The 24,738-nt window shown below is 66.8% G+C and carries 20 protein-coding genes; 14 read left to right on the forward strand and 6 right to left on the reverse strand.

Annotation, left to right across the window (positions count from 1 at the left end):
• Positions 1–88: 88 nt before the first annotated feature.
• Genes B9N43_RS10550 through B9N43_RS10560 form a run of 3 tightly spaced genes read right to left on the reverse strand, consistent with a single transcriptional unit; the run spans position 89 to position 6,250 of the window.
• Positions 89–4,321, reverse strand: a complete 4,233-nt coding sequence (locus tag B9N43_RS10550; protein ID WP_186453778.1) for a response regulator — start codon at positions 4,319–4,321, stop codon at positions 89–91.
• 10 nt (positions 4,322–4,331) lie between these two features.
• Positions 4,332–5,087: a substrate-binding periplasmic protein gene (locus B9N43_RS10555; RefSeq protein WP_186453779.1), complete on the reverse strand. Its 756-nt coding sequence runs from the start codon at positions 5,085–5,087 to the stop codon at positions 4,332–4,334.
• A gap of 23 nt (positions 5,088–5,110) precedes the next feature.
• Positions 5,111–6,250, reverse strand: coding sequence for a two-component system response regulator (locus B9N43_RS10560; protein ID WP_145842165.1), 1,140 nt, complete (start codon positions 6,248–6,250; stop codon positions 5,111–5,113).
• A gap of 358 nt (positions 6,251–6,608) precedes the next feature.
• On the opposite strand from B9N43_RS10560, the gene B9N43_RS10565 reads away from it, so the two are divergent.
• Positions 6,609–7,205, forward strand: coding sequence for a Tudor-knot domain-containing protein (locus tag B9N43_RS10565; protein WP_145842166.1), 597 nt, complete (start codon positions 6,609–6,611; stop codon positions 7,203–7,205).
• Positions 7,206–7,243: 38 nt separating this feature from the next.
• Here B9N43_RS10565 and B9N43_RS10570 read toward each other — a convergent pair whose 3' ends face one another.
• The gene (locus B9N43_RS10570; protein ID WP_186453780.1) at positions 7,244–7,843 is read right to left on the reverse strand and encodes a methyltransferase; all 600 of its coding nucleotides are present in this window, start codon (positions 7,841–7,843) and stop codon (positions 7,244–7,246) included.
• Between the two features lie 282 nt (positions 7,844–8,125).
• Here B9N43_RS10570 and B9N43_RS10575 point away from each other — a divergent pair, with 282 nt between their 5' ends.
• The 12 genes from B9N43_RS10575 (at position 8,126) to B9N43_RS10630 (ending at position 21,776) form a co-directional block, all read left to right on the forward strand.
• Positions 8,126–8,896, forward strand: a complete 771-nt coding sequence (locus B9N43_RS10575) for a helix-turn-helix domain-containing protein (RefSeq protein WP_145842168.1) — start codon at positions 8,126–8,128, stop codon at positions 8,894–8,896.
• 149 nt (positions 8,897–9,045) lie between these two features.
• Positions 9,046–10,218 (forward strand): DUF1214 domain-containing protein, encoded by a 1,173-nt coding sequence (locus B9N43_RS10580; protein WP_145842169.1) that lies wholly within the window; start codon positions 9,046–9,048, stop codon positions 10,216–10,218.
• Between the two features lie 10 nt (positions 10,219–10,228).
• Positions 10,229–11,398, forward strand: a complete 1,170-nt coding sequence (locus B9N43_RS10585; protein ID WP_145842170.1) for a sulfotransferase family protein — start codon at positions 10,229–10,231, stop codon at positions 11,396–11,398.
• A 29-nt stretch (positions 11,399–11,427) separates the two neighbouring features.
• Positions 11,428–12,453: a zinc-dependent alcohol dehydrogenase gene (locus B9N43_RS10590; protein ID WP_145842171.1), complete on the forward strand. Its 1,026-nt coding sequence runs from the start codon at positions 11,428–11,430 to the stop codon at positions 12,451–12,453.
• 176 nt (positions 12,454–12,629) lie between these two features.
• The gene (locus tag B9N43_RS10595; RefSeq protein ID WP_145842172.1) at positions 12,630–13,385 is read left to right on the forward strand and encodes an SDR family NAD(P)-dependent oxidoreductase; all 756 of its coding nucleotides are present in this window, start codon (positions 12,630–12,632) and stop codon (positions 13,383–13,385) included.
• Positions 13,386–13,560: 175 nt separating this feature from the next.
• Positions 13,561–14,538: an LLM class flavin-dependent oxidoreductase gene (locus B9N43_RS10600; RefSeq protein WP_145842173.1), complete on the forward strand. Its 978-nt coding sequence runs from the start codon at positions 13,561–13,563 to the stop codon at positions 14,536–14,538.
• Positions 14,539–14,552: 14 nt separating this feature from the next.
• Positions 14,553–15,077: a VOC family protein gene (locus tag B9N43_RS10605; RefSeq protein WP_145842174.1), complete on the forward strand. Its 525-nt coding sequence runs from the start codon at positions 14,553–14,555 to the stop codon at positions 15,075–15,077.
• 42 nt (positions 15,078–15,119) lie between these two features.
• Positions 15,120–15,908 carry an SDR family oxidoreductase gene (locus B9N43_RS10610; protein ID WP_145842175.1) on the forward strand — a complete coding sequence of 263 codons (789 nt, stop codon included), beginning with the start codon at positions 15,120–15,122 and terminating at the stop codon, positions 15,906–15,908.
• A gap of 32 nt (positions 15,909–15,940) precedes the next feature.
• Entirely contained in the window at positions 15,941–16,906 is a 966-nt protein-coding gene (locus B9N43_RS10615) for a nuclear transport factor 2 family protein (protein WP_145842176.1), read from the forward strand.
• Positions 16,907–16,951: 45 nt separating this feature from the next.
• Positions 16,952–19,036, forward strand: a complete 2,085-nt coding sequence (locus B9N43_RS10620; protein ID WP_186453781.1) for a PQQ-dependent dehydrogenase, methanol/ethanol family — start codon at positions 16,952–16,954, stop codon at positions 19,034–19,036.
• A gap of 125 nt (positions 19,037–19,161) precedes the next feature.
• A complete protein-coding gene (locus B9N43_RS10625) occupies positions 19,162–21,303 on the forward strand; it encodes an FAD-dependent oxidoreductase (RefSeq protein ID WP_145842177.1) in 2,142 nt (713 codons plus the stop codon).
• 23 nt (positions 21,304–21,326) lie between these two features.
• The gene (locus B9N43_RS10630; RefSeq protein WP_145842178.1) at positions 21,327–21,776 is read left to right on the forward strand and encodes a nuclear transport factor 2 family protein; all 450 of its coding nucleotides are present in this window, start codon (positions 21,327–21,329) and stop codon (positions 21,774–21,776) included.
• 47 nt (positions 21,777–21,823) lie between these two features.
• Here B9N43_RS10630 and B9N43_RS10635 read toward each other — a convergent pair whose 3' ends face one another.
• Together B9N43_RS10635 and B9N43_RS10640 are read right to left on the reverse strand one after the other, a co-directional pair.
• Positions 21,824–22,537, reverse strand: coding sequence for an EthD domain-containing protein (locus tag B9N43_RS10635; protein ID WP_145842179.1), 714 nt, complete (start codon positions 22,535–22,537; stop codon positions 21,824–21,826).
• Between the two features lie 42 nt (positions 22,538–22,579).
• The gene (locus B9N43_RS10640) at positions 22,580–24,052 is read right to left on the reverse strand and encodes an FAD-dependent oxidoreductase (protein WP_145842180.1); all 1,473 of its coding nucleotides are present in this window, start codon (positions 24,050–24,052) and stop codon (positions 22,580–22,582) included.
• Positions 24,053–24,263: 211 nt separating this feature from the next.
• On the opposite strand from B9N43_RS10640, the gene B9N43_RS10645 reads away from it, so the two are divergent.
• A complete protein-coding gene (locus tag B9N43_RS10645) occupies positions 24,264–24,731 on the forward strand; it encodes a MarR family winged helix-turn-helix transcriptional regulator (protein ID WP_186453782.1) in 468 nt (155 codons plus the stop codon).
• Positions 24,732–24,738 lie beyond the last annotated feature (7 nt).

A 24,738-nucleotide genomic window follows, 5' to 3' on the forward strand; every position in this document is an offset into this window, starting at 1 on the left:
GACATGTCGTCGGCGGGTGTGGGGAGATAGCCGTTGATGCCGCTGCCACGCGCTACCGGTTTTGAAGGGGAAATCCATCGTTCCGTCCTCATGACGATCCAGGCATGGCCGCCAGCGCCGCATCGAAGTCGAAAGCCTCCATTGCACGGGCGACGTTCTTGATGGGCTCAGCAAGCGGCGTACCGTGCACCAGCGGGACGAGCGTTTCCAGCACGTCGGTGGCTTCCGAATCGCAGTCCTCCAGCAGGGAACCGAGTTTCGCCAGCAGTGCCGCCACCCGCGCCGGATCGGCCGTGGCGCGGACTTCGGCCGTTATCGTCTGATTCATGCCGATTTTCCGCAAACCCGCGATCACCGGCGCAAGGGCCGCGAGGGTGGCCTGTAGCCGCGCCTCGATCTCCGCTGCCGGAGCGCCGCCCTTGCAGGCCAGCTCCAGTTCCGCAGCCGCATCCTGCAACCGTTTGGCGCCGATGTTGCCTGCCGTGCCTTTCAAGGTATGCGCCGCCCGCGTTGCCGCCCGCGGGTCGGCGTCCCGGCGGGTCTGGGCGAACTGCTCGGCGAAATCCGCCTGGCTGTCGCGGAATTTCTGCAGCAGCTTCAGGTAGAGCCGCGGATTCTGCATCGTCGTCGCCAGTCCGGCGGCCGTGTCGATGCCCGGCAGCTCGGGGATTGCCGCCGCCCCGTCGGCGCTGGCGCTTGCTTCGGATTCCGCCGGGCTTTCCGGCACGACCCATCTGGCGAGGGTGGCGAACATTTCATTGACGTTGACCGGCTTGGCGATGTGGTCGTTCATGCCGGCGGCGAGCACCTTCTCGCGGTCGCTGGCCATCGCGTTGGCGGTCATCGCGACCACCGGTATATGCCGCCACATGGGGTTCCTGCGGATTTCCCGGGTCGCATCGTAGCCATCCATCACGGGCATCTGGCAGTCCATCAGCACACCGTCGAAGGCCGCGTCGCGGGCCAGGAGATCGAGCGCCTCCCGACCGTTGCTCGCCAGCTCGACCGTCATGCCGGCGTTGCGCAGCAGTTCGAGCGCCAGCTCCTGGTTCATCTCGTTGTCCTCCACCAGCAACACGCGGGCACCGCGCAGCCGCGCCATGGCCTCGGCATTGTGGTCCGCCTTTTCGCTGGCGCGGGTCTCCGCGACGACGCCCTTGCCGAGCGCCTCGCCGACGGCCTCGAGCAGCGTCGAGGGTGTTACCGGCTTGGTCAGCACCGACTTGAGTACGACGCTGTTCGCCTCGGCGGCGTCGATCGCCTCCTCCCGGCCATAGGCGGTCACCATGATCACGGCCGGCGTCCGCAGCGATGCATCGGCCTGCAGGCGCCGCACCGTTTCGACGCCGTCCATCATCGGCATCTTCCAGTCCATCAGCACCACGTCGTAGGGCCGATCCTGGCGCTCGGCGGCGGCCAGCATGTGGAGCGCCTGCCCGCCGTCGCCGGCGACATCGGCCTCGAGACCAAAGGACTTCACCATGGTGGCGAGTATCTCGCGCGCCGCCGCATTGTCGTCCACCACCAGCACACGCACACCGAACAGTTCGTCGGCGCGGAACATGCGCCGCGGCATCGGTTCGGCCTGCAAGCCGAAGCGCGCCTGGAAGTGGAAGGTGGTTCCCTTGCCGTATTCCGACTCGACCCAGATGCGGCCATCCATCATCTCGACCAGATTCCTCGAGATCGTCAGACCGAGGCCGGTACCGCCGTATTTCCGCGTCGTCGAACTGTCGGCCTGGCTGAAGCTCTGGAACACCTTGCCGCATTGCTCCGGCGTCATGCCGATGCCGGTGTCGCGCACCCAGAAGTGCAGTTCCACCGCGCCCGCATCTTCCGCCGCCTTCTCGACGCCGACGACGATCTCACCCGTCTCGGTGAACTTCACCGCGTTGTTGCCGAGGTTGATCAGCACCTGGCCAAGCCGCAGCGGATCGCCGACCAGCGCGGTCGGCACGTCCTGCGCGGCGTCGAACAGCAGTTCCAGGCCCTTGTCCTCGGTCTTCAGGCCGACCAGGTTGGCGAGGTTGTCGAAGACATCCTCGAGCCGGAAGTCGATCTTCTCCATCGACATCTTGCCGGCCTCGATCTTCGAGAAGTCGAGGATGTCGTTGATGATGCCGAGCAGATTCTCGGCGGCGCGGTGGGCCTTCTCGATGTAGTTGCGCTGCTTCTTGTCGAGCGGCGTCTGCAGCGCCAGATGCGACATGCCGATGATCGCGTTCATCGGCGTGCGGATCTCGTGGCTCATGTTGGCGAGGAAGTCGCTCTTGGCCCGAGTGGCCGCCTCGGCCTGCTCCTTGGCCTGAGCCAGTTCCTGCTGGGTATGCATGTACTCGGTGATGTCCTGGGTCACGCCATACATGTCCACGGATTTCCCGTCGGCGTCCTTGGTCACGGTTCCGAAAGCGTGAATCCAGACCACGCTCCCGTCGATGGGACGCTTGTAGGCATAGATCGAGTCATAGGCCGGAATCTTGCCGTCGATGGCGTCCTGGAAATTCTGCCCGGTGGCCTTGGCGTATTCCGGATCGCCGGCCTCGACGTTGACGAACCAGTCCTCCTTGACCCGGTAACGATAATTCTCGTTGGGGATGTCGCCGAAGATTTCGACCGCGCGTTTTGAGGAGTTGTACCAGCCCGAGCCGTCCAGCGGCACATGCCAATAACCCGCCTTGGTCAGCCCGAGCGCCTGGTCGCTGAGGAAGTTGATGTGGCGCAGCGCCCGTTCCGCCTGTTTGCGCTCGGTGATGTCCCGATAGACGATCACCATGCCGACCAGCGCGCCGTCCTTATGCACCGGCGTGGTCGAATACTCGACCGGAATCGAGCCTCCATCCTTGCGCCAGAGCACCTCGCTGTCCACGGTGTGCGGCGTGCCGTCGAGCGCCGTGAGGCACATCGCGCATTCCTCGTGCGGGAAATCACGGCCATCGGGGTAATGATGATGGACCAGCGCATGCATCGGCTGGCCGACGAACTCGTTCGATTCGTAACCGAGCATCGCCGGCGCGGCGGGGTTGGCGAAGGTCACCACGCCGTCGGTATCCAGTCCCACGATGCCGTCGTTGACCGATTCGAGGATCAGGCGGGTGCGCTCTTCGAGCGCGGTACGCTCCTGCAGCTCCTTGAGCGTGGCCCGCTTGCTCATGAGCAGTTCCAGGCTGAAGGCGATCACCGGAATGGCGTCGGCCAGGATCTCCTCCTGATAGCGGGGTTCGTGCAGATAGGCCAGTTCGATGACCGCGATGACCCCTTCGGCGCCACTGACCGGCACCACGGCCAGCGTGCGCGGCTTGATCGACACCAGGCCGGACTGGATGCGCAGCGCGTCGTCCGGCAGATCGCGGCACATCACGATCCGGGCGCTGGCGGCGGCCTCGCCGGCCAGCCCTTCGCCCGGCCCGAAGGGCCTGCAGGCGGCGTGGTCGACGCCATGACCGGCATGGCAGCGAAACACGCCGCCGGCCTCGTCGCGCACGAAGAATGCACCGATTTCGGCGCCCAGCCAGGTCGCGAGGCAGTCAAGCAACTGCGCGCCGAATTCCGCGTAATCGTCGGCATTCTGCAATCGCTGCGACAATTCCCCGGCCTTCGCCTTGCCGCCGAGGACCGTTTCCTGCCGTTGCGCCGCTTCGCGAATCCGCCGCAGCGCGAGATTGAAACCGCGGATGACGCTCGCGATCTCCTGATCGCGGCCCTCCGGCAACTCGGTGATCGTGGCCTGCGCACCAACTTCCTGGCCGGCGAGCTGCATCAGCGCCGCGCGCAATTCCGCCAGGGGCCGGAAGACGATCCGCAGGCTGGCCAGCAGCAGCAGGATCAGGACGATGTCGACGGCCAGAATTTGCAGTACCAGCTGGTAGGCGTTTCTCCGGATCGTCGCGTCGAGCTGGTCACGCGTGAAACGGATGATCAAGCGTCCGACGCGCTCATTGGGCTGGTCGGGGCGGAAGATGTCTTTTTCGAGCGTCTGCGGACTCTTCCAGTCGACTTCCTTGGCGGCCACGACGCTCCCCGAGGCATCGCGCACGAAGGCGGCGACCATCGTATCGTCCATGTCCTGCACGGCCAGCGCGGCGATGTCGGGAATCTCCAACTGCGCGCGCAGGATGTTGGCCATCGCCTCGGCATTGACCTCCCACAATGGAGTGGCCGCGCTCCGCGCGATCCGGTTCAAGGCTCCCGCCTGCATCGCGCGGAAGCTCTCGTTCAGTTCGTCGACGAGCTGCGAATGGCCGTAGAAACCGAAACCCGCCAGGGTCGCGGACGCCGCGACGATGAGCAGCAGCGACAGCCGGACGCGCAATGACTGGATCATGCACTTTCCCTCATTTTCTGACGGCGAAGTATTGCTCGGTGTACTTGCGGTAGATGGCGTCGTACCTTCCATCCTTGCGCATGGCCGCGACCGCCTGGTTGAAATCGTCGCGCACCTTCCTGTCGATGAACGCCGCCTTGTAGGGCGTCGGTGGAAAGATGTCGTAGTCGACGACCTCCTGCGCCGGCTCGACCTTGCGCTCGGCGATGAGCTTCTGCCTGTAGTAGCGGAAGATGCTCTCGTCCATGACCGCGACCTCGATCCTGCCCAGCAGCAGCATCTGCGCCTGCGCTTCCTGCTGCGCCATTTCCTTGTATCGACGGTTCTTCTCGACCGCGCGCGCGAAATCCCCGCCCAGATATTTGTCGGCGTTCTGGAAGGCGACGACGGACTTGTCGCCGAGATCGGCCACGCCGCGAATGACGAGGTTGCGGGACTTCAATGCGAACGCCCGGTTGTGGTACTGCATGAAATCGTCGGAGTACTCGGCCTTCAGGCCCGAGCTTTCCTGGATGATGGTGGTGCCATCGACCTGCCGCTCGACGAACATCTTGAAGCCGCGGTCGATCGGCACGTAAACCGGCTTGACCGTGTGTCCGCCCGCCTCCAGGGCGGTGCGGACGATATCGACGACGATGCCGGTGCCGTCCTCGAAGACGTAGGGAGGGGTGTATTTGCTGAACACGATCTTCAGTTCGGCCGAGAAAGCCTGGCCACTCACGATGCCGCACAGGAGCAGCAGCGTCCGGAAAAATGTCGTCCGCATGATCATGCCTTTCGTGAATTTCGTTATCCGGTCCGGGTCTGCAGCATGGCCGCCTCCTGCGCGATGTCCGCGTCGCTGTCGGCGAAGCGCGCCGCAATGGCCTGGAACTCGTCCCGCAGGTCGAGGAAGGCGTCGAGGATGTCCGGGTCGAAATGGCTGCCCCTGCCTTCGGTCATGATCCGCACCGCCTGTTCGTGCGGCACGCCATCCTTGTAGACGCGCCGGCTGATCAGCGCGTCATAGACGTCGGCCACGGCCATCAGACGGGCGGATATCGGGATGTCGTCGCCGCCGATGCCCTCCGGGTAGCCGCTGCCGTCCCATTTCTCCTGATGGCAATAGGCGATCTCCTTGGCGATCCGGAGAAAGTCGACCTGCGTGCCGAGCTGCTTTTCGGCGTGAATGATGGCATCGCGCCCGAGCGTGGTGTGGGTCTTCATGATCTCGAATTCATCCGGCGTGAAGCGGCCCGGTTTCAGCAGGATGCGGTCCGGGATGCCGACCTTGCCGATGTCGTGCAACGGCGCCGACTTGAACAGCGTGTCGATGGCGTCGCCCGACAGGAAGTAGCCGAAGCGCGGATGCGTCCTGAGCTTCTCGGCCAGCGCCTTGACGTAGAACTGCGTGCGGCGGATGTGATTGCCGGTTTCGTTGTCGCGCGTTTCGGCCAGCGAGGCCATGGCGAGGATGGTGACGTCCTGGATCGCGGAGATTTCCTTGGTGCGCTTGGCCACCTCGGCTTCCAGAAAGTCGCTCTTGTCGCGCAGGAAATCGGCGGCGGCCTTGATCTGCAGGTGGTTGGCGACGCGCGCCAGTACGATGGGCGGCGAAATCGGCTTGGTGATGTAATCGACGGCGCCGAGCTCCAGCCCCTTCCTCTCGTCCTCGACCTCGCTCATCGCCGTGAGGAAGATGGCCGGAATGTCGCGCGTCGAGGCGTTGGCCTTGAGTTCGCGGATCACCTCGTGACCGGACAGGCCAGGCATCATGATGTCGAGCAGGATCAGGTCGGGCGGCGGCGCGGCCTGGACGATGCGGAGCGCCTTCTCGCCGCTGTTGGCGAGCTTGACCCGGTACAAATCCTTGAGCAGGCCGGACATCAGGGAAAGATTGTCCGGCGTGTCGTCGACCACGAGGATCGTGGCCTTATCGGTAAAGTCCAACGCCCCCACCGCTGCCTCCTGTCATCGTTGGAATCGGCCGCAAAATATTCCGCGCAGTTTAATTTAATACAGACTGGGCGTGTCACCCGAGAAGATGATTTGCCGCCTCGCGACGGCCGTGTTTTATCCACAAAAACTGTGGGCAAAACGGGGGGCATCCCGCGTCGTCCCCGGCCTGACCGGCGTGTCAAGTGGTTGCCTGCTTTTGAAGCACTTGCGCGCGTCAGGCACTCGAATCGGCCGCGCCTCAATCGTCGAGACGGGGAACGGTGAGCCGTGGTGCGCAGTACGGCATCACCGACTCGTGGGCGATAAAAGGTAGAGTAACGGACACATTCGAACATCCACCCGTAACGTCATGAAAAAAACCATTCTCATGGCCGCGCTGGGCCTGGCCTCATCGCTCACGGCCACGGCCCAGGACGCGGCGAAACTCCCGCGGGCGAGCGACGCCTCGGCCGCCGGCTGCCAGCCGGGCAAGGCTGTCAGCGTGCGGTATGCCGGGACGTGGTATCCGGCGAAGGTGCTCCGGGGACCGGACAAGACGGGGACCTGCCTGGTCTCCTACGATGGCTTCGGTTCGAACTGGGATGAATGGGTCGGCGCGGACCGGATGCGGCCGGCGACCCAGAGTGCGACTGCACCGGCCAAGAGCATGCCAGAGTCAGCCGGTTTCTCCACCGACACAGTGCCGCCAGGCAAATACGCCTGCTATACCTTCGACAGCGGCCAGTTGAATTACGCCTACACCGACATCGTCATCGAACCGGGAAATCGGTATGCGGTCGGCGGCAAGTCGGGAAGCTACAGTCTGTCCGGGAATGGAACGCTGGGGTTCACCGGCCCGATGGCCAACGCCCACGGCCGGTTTTCCCTCAAGAGCGGCGGCAAGCCCCAGATCGACCTGGTATTCAATGGCGATGCCAGGTCCTCCATGACGTGTCCGCGCACATGAGGCCGACCACGGCGCACGGCTGAGATCGTTCCGAAAGTTCAATTGTCCGCGCCAGCGGGCGGAGCCGCCTCGGCGCGATAGACCAGCAACCAGACACCGGAAGCGGCCACCCATTCGGCGGCGGCCAGCCCGACCTTGCGCTGCCGGCCGAAATCCGCCAGCAGCGCGGGATCGGAGAGGTTCGAATACGAGAAATAGATGGCGCCGCCCGGCTTGAGATACCGATCGACCTCCTGGAAGAAGCGGCGCGCCAGATCGCCGTCGGCGTCGTCCAGCGCGGGGTGGTTGGAGCCGGCCTGGGCCCTGTGCTGCAGCGGCAGGTTGAACAGCACGCTGTCGAAGGTCTCGCCCTCGGCCGCGGCGAACAGGTCCGACCGGCGGATGCGGGCGCGGTCCGCGAGCCCGGCGGCCAGGGCATTGCCCGCCGCGACGGCGACGGCGACGGCGTCGATGTCCAGCATCGTCGCGCACTCGGCCAGCCCCTGCTTCAACAGGGCCAGGCCGAGCACGCCGCTGCCGCAGCCCAGCTCCAGCAATTCGCCCAGGGGCCGCCCTTCCCGCAGCAGCGTGCGCAGGATGAACGCGCTGCTGGATGCCTCATGCGGATGGTAGAGCCCCGGCGCGACCTGGATCTCCATATCGAACACCTGGTAGCGGGCGGACCGCTGCAGCGACTGGATGTGCTCCCGGTGGCCATCGGCGGCGGCGGGGGAAAGCAGCGCTGGGCAGGCGTCCTGCCTGGATGTCGGAAAGCATGAGGTATTCCTGGGTTCGGTTTTGCGCCATTCTGCCCGAAGCCGGGGCCATGGTTGGAGGTTGGAGTCTGGCGCCATGGGCGTTAGGATTGACGGTCGCCGGCGCCCGCGCAACCTCCGGCGACGGCATCCCCCTTTCACGCTTCGACCACCGACGCCTCGTCCATGACCACGCCCCAGTCCAACAGCGAGATTCCCCTGCTGCTCAGCGCCCTGAAGGATGTCTTCCGCAACCAGGGCCTGCGCTACGCCGACATCGCCGCCGCCCTGGACATCAGCCAGATGACGGTGAAGCGCTATCTGTCCGGCAAAGGCCTGGGGTTGGGCGTACTCGAACAATTGTGCCGGCTGGCCGGGATCAGCCTGACCGAGCTCTCGGAACTGGCCGTCCAGCACGCCGCGCCGCGCGAGGCGAATCTCTCCGAGGCCCAGGAAAGCGCGCTGGCCGAGCACTTCAGCCTGGCGGTGCTGCTGCATCTGCTCCAGTCCGGCTGGGCGCCGCAGGAGATCCAGGCCGAGTTCGGCCTCCCGGAGCCGGTGCTGGTGGCGACGCTGGGTTACCTGGATCGCCTGGGCTTCATCGATCTGCTGCCCGACAACCGGGTGCGTCTGCGTGGCGCCCGGCATATCCCCTGGTCGCGCAATCCGCGGCTCAAGCGCAGCTTCAACCTGCACCTGAAAAAGCATTTCACCAAGGACTTCGCCGATCCCGAGGTGCTCTGGCGCTACCGCCTGGTGAAGTTGTCCGCCAAATCACGCAGCCGCCTGGAAGGCCTGTTCGAGGAATGGAGCCGGACCGTCCATGCGCTGGCCCAGGAGGACCGGCGGCTGCCCGCCGACCAGTGCCAGTGGCATGGTGTGCTGTTCGCCGATCAGCCGGTGGATCTCTCCGAGGTGCGCGAGCCCTCCTTCCTGGCGCCGCAGCGCAGCAAATAACGCCGGGCGCACCCTCGCGGATACATCCGCTGTACCCGCCCGGTAACGCCATGTGTGCTTTCGCAATCACCGCCGAGCCGTTTCCCGTGCCGGAATGTTTCTCCCTTAGACTGGCCGTCGTCATCCATCGTGAGAAGCGTCGGCCCGTCATGAGTTCACCACTGCTGCCCTGGTCCGACTACGTCGATCTGCTGAAACCGGCGGAAAAGCTGATCGACCTGACTTTCGAACCGCACAACCAGCAACTGCGGGCGGAGCTCTACCGGCAGTTGCTGATGAATCTTTCCCAGGGCTATTTCCTGTATTTCCAGGCCGATGCCGACCATCCGGACTGGGCGCCCTTCCTCAACTCGGTCTATCTGCTGCAGCCCAATCCCGACGACACCTACCAGCTGGCGCCGGTGCGCGGCGACGGCGTTTACCGCATCGTCGGCAACCGCGGCACGGTGAAGCTGCTGACCTTCTCCACCGGTGCCAACATGATGGGCATGGCCGACGCGCCGGGCAGGAACTTCGGCTACTTCGACGCCGACGATCTGGCGCTCGGCCCCAACGGCGAGCTGGAAGTGATCCTCAGCGCCGAGCGCCCCGCCGGCCACCAGGGCAACTGGTGGCCCCTGCACCCGGATGCGGAATTCATCATGTCGCGCCAGCGCTCCTACGCCTGGGGCGTGGAGCGGGAGGCGAGCCTGGCGATCGAGCGCCTCGGTGCGCCGGCCCTGAAGCCGCGCCCCTCACTGGAAACCATCGACCGCCAGATGCGGGAGCTGCTCTCGGGCTTCACCCAGCGACTGTCGAAGATGTGGCTCAACTACCAGAACGCCGTGCTGCAACGGGGCGTCATCAACAAGATCGAGCTGGCCGACTTCGGCGGTGCGGTGCCGGCCCAGTCCTACTGGCAGGGCATCTTCCGCTTCGCGCCGGACGAGGCGCTGATCCTGGAAACCGAGCTGCCGGCCCGTCACAGCTACTGGAACGTGCAGTTGAACGACGAACTGTGGAACGCGGTGGAATTCGTGCAGCGCCAGAGCAGTTTGAACGGTCACCAGGCCCGGCTCGACAGCGACGGGAAGTTCCGCGCCGTGATCAGTCTGGAAGATCCGGGCGTGCCCAACTGGCTGGACCCGGTGGGCACCCTGCAGGGCATGATCATCGGCCGCTGGTATCAGGCCGACGCGTTGCCGATCCCGACCCTGAAGACGGTACCCTTCGCCGAACTGCGCCGGCACCTGCCGGCGGACACGCCGCGAGTGAACACGGAAGAGCGCGCGGAACAGCTGCGCGCCCGCCGCATCGGCGCCCAGTTGCGCCGCCGCTGGTGAGGAGCCGGGCATGACGCAAACCGTTTTCCCGAGTGTCGATCAACTGCTGGCGCAGGCGGCGGCCGCCTGCCGCGCAAGTGGCGTTGCCGCGGACTTCGGCAGTGGCTTCGAACCGGGCCTGACCGCGCTGGTGGAAGCGATCCGCGCCGACGTGCCGATCCACGCCGGCAATCTCCAGCAGATGTCGTCGCAGATCCTCAGCCTGCTGATCAGCCGCGCCTATTCCGAGGCCGGCTGGAAGCAAAGGCCCGACTGCCTGAAGACGGCGATCCACGCGCCCCTGGTGGTCACCGGCATTCCCCGCACCGGCACCACCGCGCTGCACAAGCTGCTGTCGATGGACCCCCAGTTCCAGGGCCTGGAGCAGTGGCTGATCGGCACGCCGCTGCCGCGCCCGCCGCGCGCGACCTGGGACGACAATCCGCTGTTCCGCACCGCCGTCGCCAACCAGGAGGCTTTCCTGCAGGCGGTGCCGGCCCTGCGCGTCGCCCACGAGGTGAATGCCGACGAGGTGGACGAATGCCTGAACCTCCTGGCGCAGAGCTTCGTCAGCCACTATCCGTCCACCGGCCTGGGCCTGCCCCATTACGACCGCTGGTGGCGCGGGCAGGATGAGACGCCGAGCTACCGACGCTACGCCGACAACCTGCGTCTGATCGGTGCCGATGCGCCGCAGCAGCGCTGGCTGTTGAAGAACCCGGGCCACATCACCCATCTCGACGCGCTGCTGGCGGTGTTCCCCGACGCATGCATCATCCAGACCCACCGCGACCCGGCCAAGTGCATCCCCTCCGTCTGCGCCCTGATCTGGCCGGCGCGCAACTTCTTCCAGGCGCGGCAGACCGACCCGACGCTGCTCGGCCCACGCGAACTGGAGCTCTGGGCCTGGTCCGCCGAACGCGCGGAAAAGGTGCGACAGGCGCATCCCGAGCGTTTTTTCGACGTGCGCTTCGCCGATTTCCGACGCGATCCGATGGCCGTGGTCGAGGCCATCTACCGGCACTTCGGCCTGCCCTTGAGCGAGAACGCCGCACAGCGGATGCGCCAGTGGATCGCCGGCAATCCCCAACACAAGCACGGCCGCCACGAATACAACGCGGAACAGTTCGGTCTTTCCGAGGCCGGCATCCACGCACGCTTCGCCGATTACATCGCGCGCCACGATCTGTTCGAGCGCTGAACCGGAACGCCTAGAAGGAGGACAGTCTTATGAAAGCAGCCGTATTCAAGGGCGCCGGCAACGGCCCGGCCCTGGTCATCGAAAACCGCCCCGACCCGCTGCCGGAAGCCGGCGAAGTGCTGATCAAGGTGAGCCGCGCCGGCATCTGCGGCAGCGATATTCACCTGACTTCCGGCCACGGCCTGCAACTGCCCCTGGACAGCATCATCGGCCACGAGTTCTGCGGCGAGGTGGTGGCGGTGGGCGCCGGGGTGGACCAGATCAAGCTCGGCGACCGTGTCGCCCCGATGCCCTACGTCGGCTGCGGAAAATGCCCGGCCTGCTTCGCCGGCCGCCCTCATCATTGCCCCCAGACCCGCTTCGACATCGTGCACGGCTTTTCCGAATATTCCCGCGTCGGCGCCCGCGACTGCGTGGTGCTGCCAGCCGGCGTCAGCGACGAGGAAGGCGCCCTGATCGAACCCCTGGCGGTCGGCCTGCAGGGCGTGCGCAAGGCGACGCTGCCGATCGGCGCCCGCGTGCTGATCACCGGCGCCGGCCCCATCGGTCTCGCCACCGCCTTCTGGGCCCAGCGCCTGGGCGCCGGCAAGGTCGCGGTGATGGCGGCATCCAGCCGCCGCCGCGACACCGCCCTGGCCCTGGGCGCCAGCCATTTCATCGCCCAGAAGGAAGTGGCCGACGCCAACGCCGCGATCCAGGAAGCCCTGGGCGGCGCACCCGACGTGGTGTTCGAAGCGGTGGGCCTGCCCGGCGCCATCGCCCAGGCCATCGACTACGTGAAGCCCCTGGGCACCGTGGTGTCCCTGGGCTTCTGCGGCGAGCCCGACAGTTTCGTGCCGGTGGCCGCGCTGACCAAGGAACTGCGGCTGCTGTTCTCCATGTGCTACGACAAGCAGGACTTCCAATACACGGCGGACGTGATGGCCGGCGGCGACCACCGTCCCAAGGCCATGATCACCGGCACCGTGGGCCTCGCTGCCCTGCCGGAGAAATTCGAGACCCTGCGCGGCGCCACACCGGACTGCAAGGTGATGGTCGCCCCCTGGGACTATTGATGATGCCCCCCCTTCGCCCCCCTCCGGGGGGTTCGATATGGCTCGCTGCGCTCGATGTTACGGGGGACTCCGTAGCGCGGGTTTACCGTTTGCGCCTCCGGCGCGGGCCGCTTTTCCTTGGGGCCGCCCGGCGGAAAAGCTGATTTTTTTACGTTAGCGGTGGAGGAGAAAACAAAATGAACCAGCGTTTCAACAACAAGGTGGCCCTGATCACCGGCGCGGCCTCCGGCATGGCCCGAGCCACAGCGCTGCGCATGGGCCGTGAGGGCGCCAGCGTGTTCTGCGCCGATATCAACGCGGAAGGCGCCGAAGCCACGGCCGCGGCCATCCGCGCCGCCGGCGGCCAGGCCCAGGCGGCGGCGGCCGACATCGGCGATCCGGCCCAATGCCGCGCCCTGGTCGATCAGGCGGTGGCCCGCTTCGGCGGCCTCGACGTGCTCTGCAACATTGCCGGCCGGGGCGGACTCCGGGCCTTCACCGAGGAAACCGTGGAGAGCTGGAACGCGGCCTTCGCGGTGAACGTCAACGGCCCCTTCCATCTCAGCCAGGCGGCGCTGCCCCATCTGCTGGCGCGGCGCGGCAACATCGTCAACGTCGCCTCCACCGCCGGCCTGCAGGGGCAGGCCTACATGCCGGCCTATACCGCTTCCAAGCACGCCGTCGTCGGCCTCACCAAGTCCATGGCGGTGGAGTTCGGACGCAAGGGCCTGCGCATCAACGCCGTCTGCCCCGGCGGCACCGCGACCCCCTTCCTGCAGACCTTCGCCGTCCCCGAGGGCGCCGAGATGGACCTGATCGGCCACATGCAACTGCTGCCGGACATGGCCCAGCCCGAGGACATCGCCAACATGATCTGCTTCGCCGCCTCGGACGAGGCGCGCTTCGTCAATGGCGCCGTCCTCTCGGTGGACGGCGGCACGGTCGCTGCCTGATGCTGAAGCAATGCTCGCCCCCCTTCGCCCCCCTCGCGGGGGGTTCTCATCTGCTCGCTCCGCTCGGATGTTTGGGGAAACTTCGTAGCCGCAGTCTTCCGTTTGCGGCTAGCGCCGCGTGCCGCTTTTCCTTGGGGCGCCCCGGCGGAAAAGCTCTGTTTCCACACTGACGATCATGGCTCAATGGATTTTGCGCCTGGACCTGCGTTCGCCGGCCTTCGCCGGCGAGAATCCGGCGCTCTACCGCGCCGGCCTGGAGATGGCGGCCATGGCCGATGCGCTCGGCTTCGACCATTGCATGCTGTCGGAGCACCACGGCGCCGAGGACGGCTATCTGCCCTCGCCCCTGGTCTATGGGGGCGCCGTGGCGGCGCGCACCGAACGGCTGCGGCTGCGCATCTCGGCCATCATCCTGCCGCTGCACGATCCGCTGCGGTTGGCCGAGGACGCGGCGGTGCTCGACCACATCGCCCAGGGCCGCCTGGAACTGGTGCTGGTCGCCGGCTTCCTGCCCAGCGAGTTCGCGATGTTCGGGCGTGCCCACGCGGAGCGCGGCCAACTGCTCGAGGACGGCATTGCCGTGCTGCGCCAGGCCTGGCGCGGCGAGCCTTTCGCCTACCAAGGCCGAACGGTGCGGGTCACGCCGCGCCCCTGGCAGGCCGGCGGACCGCCGCTGCTGCTGGGCGGCGCCACGCCCCTGGCGGCCAGGCGCGCCGCCGAGCGGGGCGACGGCTTCGTGCCGGGCATCGCCGGACTCTACGACATCTATGCGGCCGCCTGCCGGCAACTGGGCAAGCCGGTGGCGCCGGAGCCGGTGTTCGGCCCCCTGGCGATCTTCGTCAGCGAGGACCCGGAAGCCGCCTGGCGGCGCATCGCGCCCCACGCGCTGCACGAGACCAACTGCTACGCCCGTTGGTACCGGGAAGGCAACATCCCCGGCCCCTACACCCCGTTCGACGGCGCCGACGCCTTGCGCGCCTCCGGCCTCTACCAGGTGCTGACGCCGGCGCAATGCATCGATCTGGCGCAACGCCTGGGCCCCACCGGCCAGATGTACATCCACCCGCTGCTGGCGGGCCTCGACCCCGAAATCGGCCGGGAGACCCTGCGCCTGCTCGAGACCCAGGTGCTGCCGGCTCTATCGAACTCATAACAGGAGGATCGTCCATGCACACGCAACTCTTCGGCCCCGTCAAACAATGGGGCTTCGTCGTTCGCGACATCGACGCGGCGATGAAATGCTGGGTCGAGCAACTCGGCATCGGCCCCTGGTGGGGCTACCGCAACGTGCCCCTGAAGTCCCGTTTCGAGGGCGTGGACGCCGATATCGTGATCGACGTGGCGCTGTCCTATCAGAACGGCGTGCAGATCGAACTGATCCAGCAGAAGAACGACGCCATCTCCCCCTACCGCGCCTTCTACGACACGCCCCACGCCCAGATGCTGCACCAGGTGGCCTACATGGTGCCGGACCTGGACGCGGCCGTGGCTCAAGGCAAGGCGGCCGGCCTGACGGAACGCGGCATGCTGAGCAATGCCTATTCCCGCTACTACTACCTGGACTCCCCCGCCCTCGCGGGCCTGGTGGTGGAGCTGATGCAGGCCGATCCCGCCTTCGTCGCCGACTACGAGCGCTGCGCGGCGGAAGCCGCCGTCTGGGACGGCAGCAATCCCTACCGGCTGCTGGGCTGAGTTCACCCGCCCGCCCACCGCACTCCCCGAGGCTCGACATTCATGACGAACGCAATGCAATTACCAGACAAGGTCGCCGTGGTGCTGGGCGTCGCACCGAATAACCTGGGCCACGCCATCGCCCGCCGCTTCGTCGCCGAAGGCGCTCGCGTCATTGTGGGCGGTCGCCGCGCGGAGCCGCTGGCCGAGGTGGCGGCGGAGATCGGCGCCCTCGCCGTGCCCTGCGACATCACCAAGGACGCGGAGGTGGAGCGCCTGGTGGCCACCGCGCTGGAGCGCTTCGGTCGCCTCGACGTGGGGCTCAACGCCACCGGCTGGGGCCTGCTCAAGCCGTTCACCGAACACAGCCGGGAGGATCTGGAGCAGATGGCCCAGATCCAGTTCATCGGCCCCTTCCGCTTCTTCCAGGCGCTGGTCAAGGCGATGACCCAGGGCGGCTCGATCATCCAGATTTCCTCGGTCACCGCCACCATCATGTTCGACCATCATGCCGCCTACATGGGCACCAAGGCCGGCATCGACCACGTGATCCGCTGCATCGCGCACGAGTTCGGCCACCAGGGCATCCGCGCCAACTCGCTGTCGCCGGGCGGCATCGCCGACACGCCGATGTCCGGCGGCGGACTGCACTTCCCGCCGGTGGCAGCGCTCTACAACAAGTACATCCCCCTCGGTCGCCCTGGAGTCGCCGAGGACGTGGTCAATGCCGCGGTCTGGCTGGCGAGCGACCAGTCCGCCTTCGTCACCGGACAGAACATCCAGGTCAGCGGCGGCCAGACCCTGCGCACCAACCCCCGGCTGACCGAGATCGCGGCGGCGGCCGGCGCCTAATCGTTTCATTCCATCACGCGGAGGAATCCGTCATGCCCCTGACCCAGGAAGAATTCATCGCCCTTGCCCATCGCCACGCCCAGGCCGAGAGCGACGCCGACGTGGAAGGCACCCTGGCCACGCTGGAGGCGGAGCCGGCCTACCATTTCTATCCGGCGGGCCGCAAATTCACAGGCATGGACAATACGCGGCGTTTCTACGAACACTTCGTCAGCCACTTCAAGCCGCGCATCCGCAATGTCGAATTCCACGGCGAGGCGGTCGGCGCCGACGGCCTCTATCAGGAATACACCGTCACGCTGGAAGGCGACGACGGCCAGGCGCGCGACTACCGCATCCTCGGCGTGCTGGTATTCGGCGAGAACGCCCTGGCCGGCGAGCGCATCTACGCGGACGAGGCCCTGTTCCGCCTGCTGGCCGGGCCTCTGTGGAACAAGATGGAACCCATCCCCCAGTCCCTTCCCACGGGAAGCGGCGCACCGTCCGGCCCTGGAGGCCCCACCATGAACCGACCGCCTATCGATGCGCTGCTGGAAAAGTCCGCCATCCGTGACGCGCTCTCGCGCTACTGCCACAGCCTCGACCGCATGGACAAGGCGATGGCCTACGACGTTTTCGCCGCCGATTCCAGCGCCCTATATTACGGCATCTACGAAGGCACGGGGCACGGCTTCATCGACTGGGTCTGGGAGTCTCACCGCGCCATGGAGTCCCACTCCCACCAGATCACCAACGTCCTGATCGAACTGGATGGCGACAGCGCCATCAGCGAAGCCTACGTCACGGTGGTGTTGCAGCAGCGGCGGCCGTCGGGCGGCGCGGAGATCCAGTGTCGCGGCCGCTACCTGGACCGCTGGGCGAAACAGGACGGCCGCTGGCGCATCGTCGAACGGGAGCACGTCATCGACACCCAGTCGGAGATTCCCCTGCCCGCCCCCCAGAAATCCGCCGAATCGCGCCGGGACGCGTCGGACCCCGCTTTCCGTTTCCTGCGCTGAACGCAATCCCCTTTGTCGTTCCCCTTCCTCGAAACAGCCGATGCAATGATCGCTTCCAAGTCCTCCAGAATCCTGCCATGGCTGCTGGCGACGTTCGCCAGCACCTGCGCCCTCGCCGCCAGCGTCGTCGACAACGCCCTGCTCACCCGCGAACCCAGCGGCGCCCACTGGGCCGGCTACGGCCGCACCTTCGACGAGCAGCGTTTCAGCCCCCTGCGGCAAGTCAACGCCGGCAACGTCAAGCGCCTGGGCCTGGCCTGGAGCCTGGAGTTGGACGACGTGCCCAACGTCACCACCGTGCCCCTGGAAGTGGATGGCGTCATCTATTTCGCCGCCGGCTACAGCATCGTCCATGCGGTGGATGCGCGGAGCGGCAAGCTGCTCTGGCGCTACGATCCCGAGGTCACCAAGGTCGGCGGCCAGAAGCTGAAGACGGCCTGGGGCAGCCGCGGCCTGGCCTTCTGGAAGGGCCGGGTCTATGCCGGCACCCAGGACGGACGCCTGATCGCCGTCGATGCCAGGACCGGCAAGCTCGTCTGGAGCGTGATGACCATCGCCAAGGACGACAACCGCTACATCACCGGCGCGCCCAAGGTCTTCAACGGCCTAGTGGTGATCGGCCACGGCGGCGCCGACTACGGCCCGGTGCGCGGCTACGTCACCGCCTACGACGCCGAGACCGGCAAGCAGCGCTGGCGCTTCCACACCGTGCCCGGCAACCCGGCCGACGGCTTCGAGAACAAGGCCATGGAAATGGCCGCCAAGACCTGGACCGGCGAGTGGTGGAAGCACGGCGGCGGCGGCACCGTCTGGAACGCCATGACCTACGACCCGGAATTCAACCGCATCTACCTGGGCACCGGCAACGGCGCTCCCTGGAACCAGAAGATCCGCAGCCCCGGCGGCGGCGACAATCTCTTCCTCTGCTCCATCGTGGCGCTCGACGCCGACACCGGCGAATACGCCTGGCACTACCAGACCAATCCCGGCGAGACCTGGGACTACAACTCGGCGATGGACATGGTGCTGGCCACGCTGCCCATCGACGGCCAGCCGAGGAAGGTGCTGCTGCACGCGCCGAAGAACGGCTTCTTCTACGTGATCGACCGTGCGACCGGCAAGCCGATCTCGGCCGAGAAGATCGTCAAGGTCACCTGGGCCGAGCGGATCGACCTATCCACCGGGCGGCCGGTGGAGAACCCCGCGGCCCGCTACCCCAACGGCGGCGCCCGCGTCTCCCCCGCCAACCAGGGCGCCCACAGCTGGCATCCGATGGCCTTCAATCCGCGCACCGGCCTGGCCTACATTCCGGTACGGGAATCGGAGGACTTCTACAGCGATCAGGGCGTGGACACCAAGCACTGGAAGCACCCGCCGGGCATGATTTTCAGTACGGGGCTGGCCCCCGGCGCCGCGCCCACCGACGGCCCCCTGATGGAACCGAGTTCGGCGCTCCTGGCCTGGAATCCGCTCACGCAACAACAGGCCTGGCGCGTCCCCACTCCGGGCGAATACTCGGGCGGCGTGCTCACCACCGCCGGCGGTCTTGTCTTCCAGGCCGACGCCGGCGGCAAGCTCAACGCCTATGACGCCGAGCGCGGCACGCGGCTCTGGGCAGGCGACCTCGGCGTGGGCACCCTCTCGCCCCCGATCACCTACACGGTCGGCGGCCGCCAATACGTGTCCATCCTCGCCGGCTGGATGGGCGGAAGCACCGTCTACGGCAAACGCTCGGCGGCCATGGGCTGGGTCGGACGAGAGCAGCCGCGGCGCCTGCTGACCTTCGTCCTCGACGGCAAGGGCGCGTTGCCCCGGCCGCCGCACCATACCCATCCAACGCCCATCGACGATCCCGCCTTCGTGGTGGATGCCGCCAAGGCGAAACGGGGCTTCATCGCGTACGCCCTGAATTGCCTGACCTGCCACGGCATGGACGCCATCGCCGGCGGCTATGCGCCGGATCTGCGCGCCTCGCCGATTCCGCTTGCCGTCGAGGTCTTCGACAGCGTGGTGCGCCAGGGCGCCCTGGCCCAGCGGGGCATGCCGCCCTTCGCCGACCTCGGCGCCGACGACCTGGACGCCATCCGCCATTACCTGCGGCAGCGGGCGCGCCACGACCTGCAAGAGTGACGCTTGGGCAATGTTCGCCTTTACGCATCAGATCAAGACAGCTGTCGGATAACCACTAGAATCCGCGTCCACAACAGGCTCTCGCCAGAAGACCGCCGCACCCGAAATTCATCAAAGGAGACGACATGAGCGCCAACGCTTATTCCCACCTGCTCGCCCCGGGCCGCATCGGCAAGATGGAGCTGCGCAACCGCATGATCGTGACCGCCATGGGGGTCAACCTGGCGGAGGACGGCCACTGCACCGAGCGCCTCCGGGCCTACCACGAGGAGCAGGCCAAGGGCGGCGTGGGCCTGGTGAACATGGGCGTCTCCGGCGTGGCCTGGCCTCATGGCGGCAATCAGCCGGGGCAGATCGCCATTTCCGACGACCGCTTCATTCCCGGCCTGAAGGCCGTCGCCGACGCGGTCCACGCCCACGGCGCCAAGTTCACCATCCAGATCCACCACGGCGGCGTGGTGAGCGTCGAGGACATGGCGGCCGGGCGGCCGGTGTGGGTGCCCTCGCTTCCCGGCCCCTTCCCCGGCGCCGGCACCCAACAGGTCACCGATGCCTTCACCAGCGCCGAGCTCCAGCAGATGATGGCCAATGCCAAGCCCCGGCCCAAACCCGAATTCCATGAAATGACCCTGGAGGACATCCGGACCGTCGTCGGCAAGTTCGCCGACGGCGCCGACCGGGCCAAGCGCGCCGGCGCCGATGGCGTGGAAATCCACGGCGGCCACGGCTACCTGATCTCCGGCTTCATTTCGCCCAAGTCCAACAAGCGCACCGACGAATACGGCGGCCCCCTGGAAAACCGGGTGCGCCTGCTGCTGGAAGTCATCCGCGCGGTGCGCGAGCGCACCGGCCCCGAGTTCGCCATCATCGTCAAGCTGGACGCCCAGGAATACGGCGTCGAGACCGGCATCAAGATCGAGGACGCGGTGCGCACCGCGCAGATGGCCGAGCAGGCCGGCGCCGACGCGATCACCGTCACCTCCTACCACGACACCGGCAAGCTCAAGCTCCATTCCCAGTCCAACATCCCGCACATCCCGGGTTGGAACCTGCCCGCCGCGGAGCGCATCAAGCAGGCCGTCTCCATCCCCGTGATCGCCTCCGGCCGGGTGGAGCCGGAGGTGGGCGAAGCCAAGATCGCCGCCGGCGCCTTCGACTTCCTCGCCATGGGCCGCAAGCTCCTGGCCGATCCTCATCTGCCGCGCAAGCTGGCCGAAGGCAAGCCCGAAACCATCCGCCCCTGCATCTACTGCTACACCTGCGTCAGCGCCATCTACCTGCAGGACACGGTGCGCTGCGCCGTCAATTCGGACTGCGCCTTCGAGTACCAGCGCCCCACCGGCAAGCCGGCATCCAAGCGCTATGTGGTGGTCGGCGGCGGCCCCGGCGGCATGGAAGCGGCGCGCCGCCTGGATGAACAGGGCCATCAGGTAACGCTGCTGGAAGGCACCGACCGCCTCGGCGGCACCCTGCAATTCGCCTCCATCGCCTACGAGCCCAACCAGCGCCTGCTGAACTGGCTGCGCCGGGGCATCGAGTCCTCCAAGGTGGATGTGCGGCTGAACACTCGCGCCACGCCGGAACTGGTGGCGAGCCTCAAACCCGACGCGGTGCTGGTGGCGACCGGCGCGCTGCGCGGCATGCCGCCGATTCCCGGCAGCGAGCAGAACCACGTGTTCAGCGGCGACGACATGCGCCGCCTGGTGCTGGGCCTGTCCTCGCCGGAGCTGGCGAAGAAGGTCGGCGCCCCGGTGCGCCTGGCGACCAGGCTCGCCGCCGCCACCGGCATGACCTCCAACCTCGACTTCCTGCGCCGCGCCACCCACTGGTGGATGCCCCTGGGCAAGCGCATCGTCATCATCGGCGGCGAACTGGTGGGCCTGGAGCTGGCCGAGTTCCTGATGGAGCGCGGCCGCACCGTCACGGTGGTGGATGACACCGCCCGCTTCGGCGCCGGCCTGCTGCTGGTGCGCCGCATGCGCATCCTGGAGGAGTTGAAGGAACACGGCGTGGGGCTCCACCCCGGCGCCCAGGACATCCGCATCGACCGGGACGCCGTGCGCTTCACCCTCAAGGAGGGCGGCGCCCAGTCGGTCCCCGCCGACCACGTGATCGTCGCCAAGGGCGCCACGGGCAACCCGGTGGTCGCTGACCAGCTGCGCGCAGCCGGCCTCAACGTCCATGCTTTCGGCGACTGCACCGGCGTGAGCTACATCGAGGGCGCCATCCGCGGCGGCGCCGATGCGGTCGCCGCGCTCAACCGCTGACCCGCACGCTCAAGGACGGCACCATGAATCTGGAGACGCTGCTCGCCGAACGGGAAATCCAGCGCGCCATCGTGCGCATGGCGCGGGCCATGGACGAGCGCGACTGGCCGGCGCTGGACGACATCCTGCTGCCCGACGCCACGGCCAACCTGGGCATGGGGCCGCTTGCCGGCCGTGACACCATCGTCGCCTTCATCCGCACTTTCCTCGACGACTGCGGCCCGACCCAGCACCTGCTGGGCAACGTGCTGATCGACGTGGCGGGCGACACGGCAACCAGCCGCTGCTATGTGAGCGACATGCACAAGGGCGCGGGCGAGAAATCCCACCTCACCTTCTCCACCCTGGGCGATTATCACGACACCTGGCGCAAGGTGGATGGCCGCTGGTTCATGAGCCACCGCGCCAAGCTCAGCCGCGCCGTCCTGGGCGACATCTCGGTGCTCGGCGCGGGGCCGCAGCGGAAACCGTAAAACGGCATCGACCGTCCCCGCCACGCGGGGACGGCTCACGTGGGCGCTTAGCCTAGCGGCTTGACCAGATACTGGCTGGTGACCACCACGTCCAGCTTATCGAGATCGATGAAACGGGCGCAGCTTTCCATCATCGCATCGACGTTGCGCTTCAGCTTCGCGTCGTCGCCCACCGCGTCGTAGAAAGCGTGGGCGCTGGTCAGCGCGGCCTCGGGGAAGCCCTCCTCGACGATGGCGTCGTAGGGCGGCGCGCCGAAGGTGAGGGGGCGCACTACAAGGTTCTGCACGTAGAGGAAGGTGTCCTGGGTGTCGATCGCGATCTGGCTGTGGGAATTGCGCCAGGTGTCCAGCCAGTGCGCCTTGCTGATGCGTGGCGGGCACTGGAAGGCGGCGATCTGGGCATAACACTCGGTGCGCTGCCCGACCTTGGGCGGATGGCGGTCGTTGAACAGCAGTTGCGATTCGCTCACCAGATAGGCCGCCATGCGCCAGGTGGCGGCGCCGATCACCGCGTCGAAGGGCTTGCGCTGTTCGTCGTTGGCGCTGTCCAGCCAGAGCTGGAGCACGCCCTCGATCGCGGGCTGATGCGAGGTCTGGATGTACTGGGCGCCTTGCAGGGCCACGCCGTCCTGCACGTTGGCCTGAACGAAACGGGCCCCCAGTTTCGCCAGCGCATCGGCCACTTCGCCGCGGATGCGCTTGCACCAGGTTTCGACCTCCTCGCGGGGGTCGCGCCAGAGCATGTAAATCACCTTTTCCATCGTTTTCTCCTCCTCGCTGTTCGTTCCGTTCCGTCGTCGGCGCTATTCGCCGATCGCGGCATGTCGGCCGGCTTGCCGGCCGAAGAAGCTCGAGTCGCCCAGCGACATCCCCGAGCTGTAGCCATCGCCCCAGCGGGGCAGGCCGCAGGCGCAGCGGCCGGCCGCATAGAGGCCGGGGATCACCGCGCCTTCGGGCGTCAGCACCTGACCCGTGGGCAGCGTGGACAAGCCGCCGAGGGTGAAGGCGGCGCCGGGGAAATCCGTGGTGCAGTAGCTCAGGGCGGCGAAGGGCGCTTCCACCAGGGGCTGCATCCACTTGGCGTCCTTGTGGCAGACCGGATCGCTGCCGGCTTCGGCATAGCGGTTGTAAGCCTCGACGGTGTGCACCAGTTCGCCCGTGGGCAGCCCCAGTTCCTGTTCCAGTTCTTCCCAGGTTTCGCCCACTGCGGCGACCTCGATGTCGGGCCGGGTCATGGGACGGTCGAAGATGGCGTTGTCCACGATGAGCCAGGCACGCTGGTTGGGCTGCCGCAGGATGTACTGGGTGGCGCGGCCGTGATAGACGTCCTCGTTGATGAAACGCTGCCCCCGTTCGTTGACGAATATGCCCTTGACCAGGCTTTCCGGCGGAAAGAAGGGGCGCGTGATGAAGAACTGGTCCATGTGGATGGCGGCGCCGCCGACCGACATACCCATGCGGATGCCGGAGCCGTCGTCATTGCCGCCGGTCACGGGCCAGTCGCCCACCCGGGCGGCCGGCGCGTAGGTCTTGAGCATCTCGTCGTTGCAGATGAAGCCGCCGGCGCAGAGCAGCACGCCCTTCCGTGCCCTGATGCGGCGGGGCTCGCCATCGATGCGCACCACGACGCCCTGGACCCGGTTCTCCTCGTCGGCCACCAGGGCCAGGGCGCGGCTGCTGTAATGGGTCTCGATGCCCAGGCTCTCCACCTTCGCCGTCAGCCGCTCCATGATCGTCCTGCCGGCCCCCATGCCCACCATCTGGGCGGCATGGCCACGGGGCGCGGGCTTGGCCTGCTGGGCGAAGGGCCAGGCGGCCTCGCTGCCCGACCAGACCAGGGTATCGTCGGTCATGGGTTCCAGCCATTTGCCCGGCAGATAGGTGCCCTTGAAGGGTACCCCCTGGGCTTCCAGCCAGTGGAAGTGGGCCACGGCATTCTCGGCGTAGCGCCGCACGCGGGCTTCGTCGGCGCCGGGTCCGCCGGCCATCATCAGGTACTTGAAGAAATCCTCGGTGCTGTCCTCGAAGCCGGCGGCCTTCTGCACCGGCGTGCCGCCGTTGCCGCCCAGGTAGAACTCGCCGCCGGACAGGGCGGCGCTGCCGCCGGAGGCCGCCGCCACCTCGAAGACCGTCACCTGCGCGCCGGCGTTCTTCGCCTCGATCGCCGCGCAGGCGCCGGAAATGCCGAAACCGATCACGGCCACGTCGGTTTCGATGTCCCAGCGCTCGACCTCGCTCAGACGCAAGGGGCGGGACGGGGAATAGGTCTGTGACACGCTTGCCTCCTCCAGTTTGTGACATTAAAGCGCGGGCTCGATGGCCCGCTTTCATCGTAGAGGGTACCACGGGGCCGAGTCGGCGTCGGACGAATGCAAACATCTTCATTAAATGCTGAAACGGACGCTAACAGAAATTGACTTGACAACCCTTGCCTGGTCAATTTTAATGTTGTCGAGTCAACTATTGATGTGCCTATCACTTAAAACGATGAGCCGGGAAGCGGACGCCTCCATCGAACACTACACTGCGGACAGCTACCAGATGGGGGAGAGCGTCCTCTACCTGATGAGCGTCGCCCGTGCCCGCTGCCTCAGCGCCGTGGACGCGCGCATGGCCGAACTGGGCCTGACCACCGCCCAATTCGGCATCCTCAAGGTGGTGCAGGACGGCAGCGACGATACCGCCGCCGAATTGTGCCGCCGCTACAACATGGACCCCGGTTCGATGGCGCGGATGCTGGACAAGCTGGACGAGAAGGGGCTGATCCGCCGCGAGCGCAGCAGCGAAGACCGCCGCGTCGTCCGCATCGACCTCACCGACGAAGGCCGGGCGCTGTGCGCCCAGGGCATCGCCGCCGCGGTCAAGACCCTCAACCACTCGGTCCGCAGTTTCAGCAAGGAAGAATTGGACGTTTTCAAGAACGCCCTGCGCCAAGTCATCGCCAATATGGAATGACCGCCCC

It is taken from the genome of Denitratisoma sp. DHT3 (assembly GCF_007833355.1).
Classification (GTDB): domain Bacteria; phylum Pseudomonadota; class Gammaproteobacteria; order Burkholderiales; family Rhodocyclaceae; genus Denitratisoma.

Bases quoted from the DNA above. Each gene is read 5' to 3' on its own strand.
- B9N43_RS10610 (WP_145842175.1), top strand. From the start codon at position 15,120: ATGACGAACGCAATGCAATTACCAGACAAGGTCGCCGTGGTGCTGGGC.
- B9N43_RS10645 (WP_186453782.1), top strand. From the start codon at position 24,264: ATGAGCCGGGAAGCGGACGCCTCCATCGAACACTACACTGCGGACAGC.
- B9N43_RS10570 (WP_186453780.1), bottom strand. From the start codon at position 7,843: ATGGAGATCCAGGTCGCGCCGGGGCTCTACCATCCGCATGAGGCATCC.
- B9N43_RS10590 (WP_145842171.1), top strand. From the start codon at position 11,428: ATGAAAGCAGCCGTATTCAAGGGCGCCGGCAACGGCCCGGCCCTGGTC.
- B9N43_RS10600 (WP_145842173.1), top strand. From the start codon at position 13,561: ATGGCTCAATGGATTTTGCGCCTGGACCTGCGTTCGCCGGCCTTCGCC.
- B9N43_RS10630 (WP_145842178.1), top strand. From the start codon at position 21,327: ATGAATCTGGAGACGCTGCTCGCCGAACGGGAAATCCAGCGCGCCATC.
- B9N43_RS10620 (WP_186453781.1), top strand. From the start codon at position 16,952: ATGATCGCTTCCAAGTCCTCCAGAATCCTGCCATGGCTGCTGGCGACG.
- B9N43_RS10635 (WP_145842179.1), bottom strand. From the start codon at position 22,537: ATGGAAAAGGTGATTTACATGCTCTGGCGCGACCCCCGCGAGGAGGTC.
- B9N43_RS10615 (WP_145842176.1), top strand. From the start codon at position 15,941: ATGCCCCTGACCCAGGAAGAATTCATCGCCCTTGCCCATCGCCACGCC.
- B9N43_RS10580 (WP_145842169.1), top strand. From the start codon at position 9,046: ATGAGTTCACCACTGCTGCCCTGGTCCGACTACGTCGATCTGCTGAAA.
- B9N43_RS10575 (WP_145842168.1), top strand. From the start codon at position 8,126: ATGACCACGCCCCAGTCCAACAGCGAGATTCCCCTGCTGCTCAGCGCC.
- B9N43_RS10625 (WP_145842177.1), top strand. From the start codon at position 19,162: ATGAGCGCCAACGCTTATTCCCACCTGCTCGCCCCGGGCCGCATCGGC.
- B9N43_RS10585 (WP_145842170.1), top strand. From the start codon at position 10,229: ATGACGCAAACCGTTTTCCCGAGTGTCGATCAACTGCTGGCGCAGGCG.
- B9N43_RS10565 (WP_145842166.1), top strand. From the start codon at position 6,609: ATGAAAAAAACCATTCTCATGGCCGCGCTGGGCCTGGCCTCATCGCTC.
- B9N43_RS10605 (WP_145842174.1), top strand. From the start codon at position 14,553: ATGCACACGCAACTCTTCGGCCCCGTCAAACAATGGGGCTTCGTCGTT.
- B9N43_RS10555 (WP_186453779.1), bottom strand. From the start codon at position 5,087: ATGCGGACGACATTTTTCCGGACGCTGCTGCTCCTGTGCGGCATCGTG.
- B9N43_RS10595 (WP_145842172.1), top strand. From the start codon at position 12,630: ATGAACCAGCGTTTCAACAACAAGGTGGCCCTGATCACCGGCGCGGCC.
- B9N43_RS10550 (WP_186453778.1), bottom strand. From the start codon at position 4,321: ATGATCCAGTCATTGCGCGTCCGGCTGTCGCTGCTGCTCATCGTCGCG.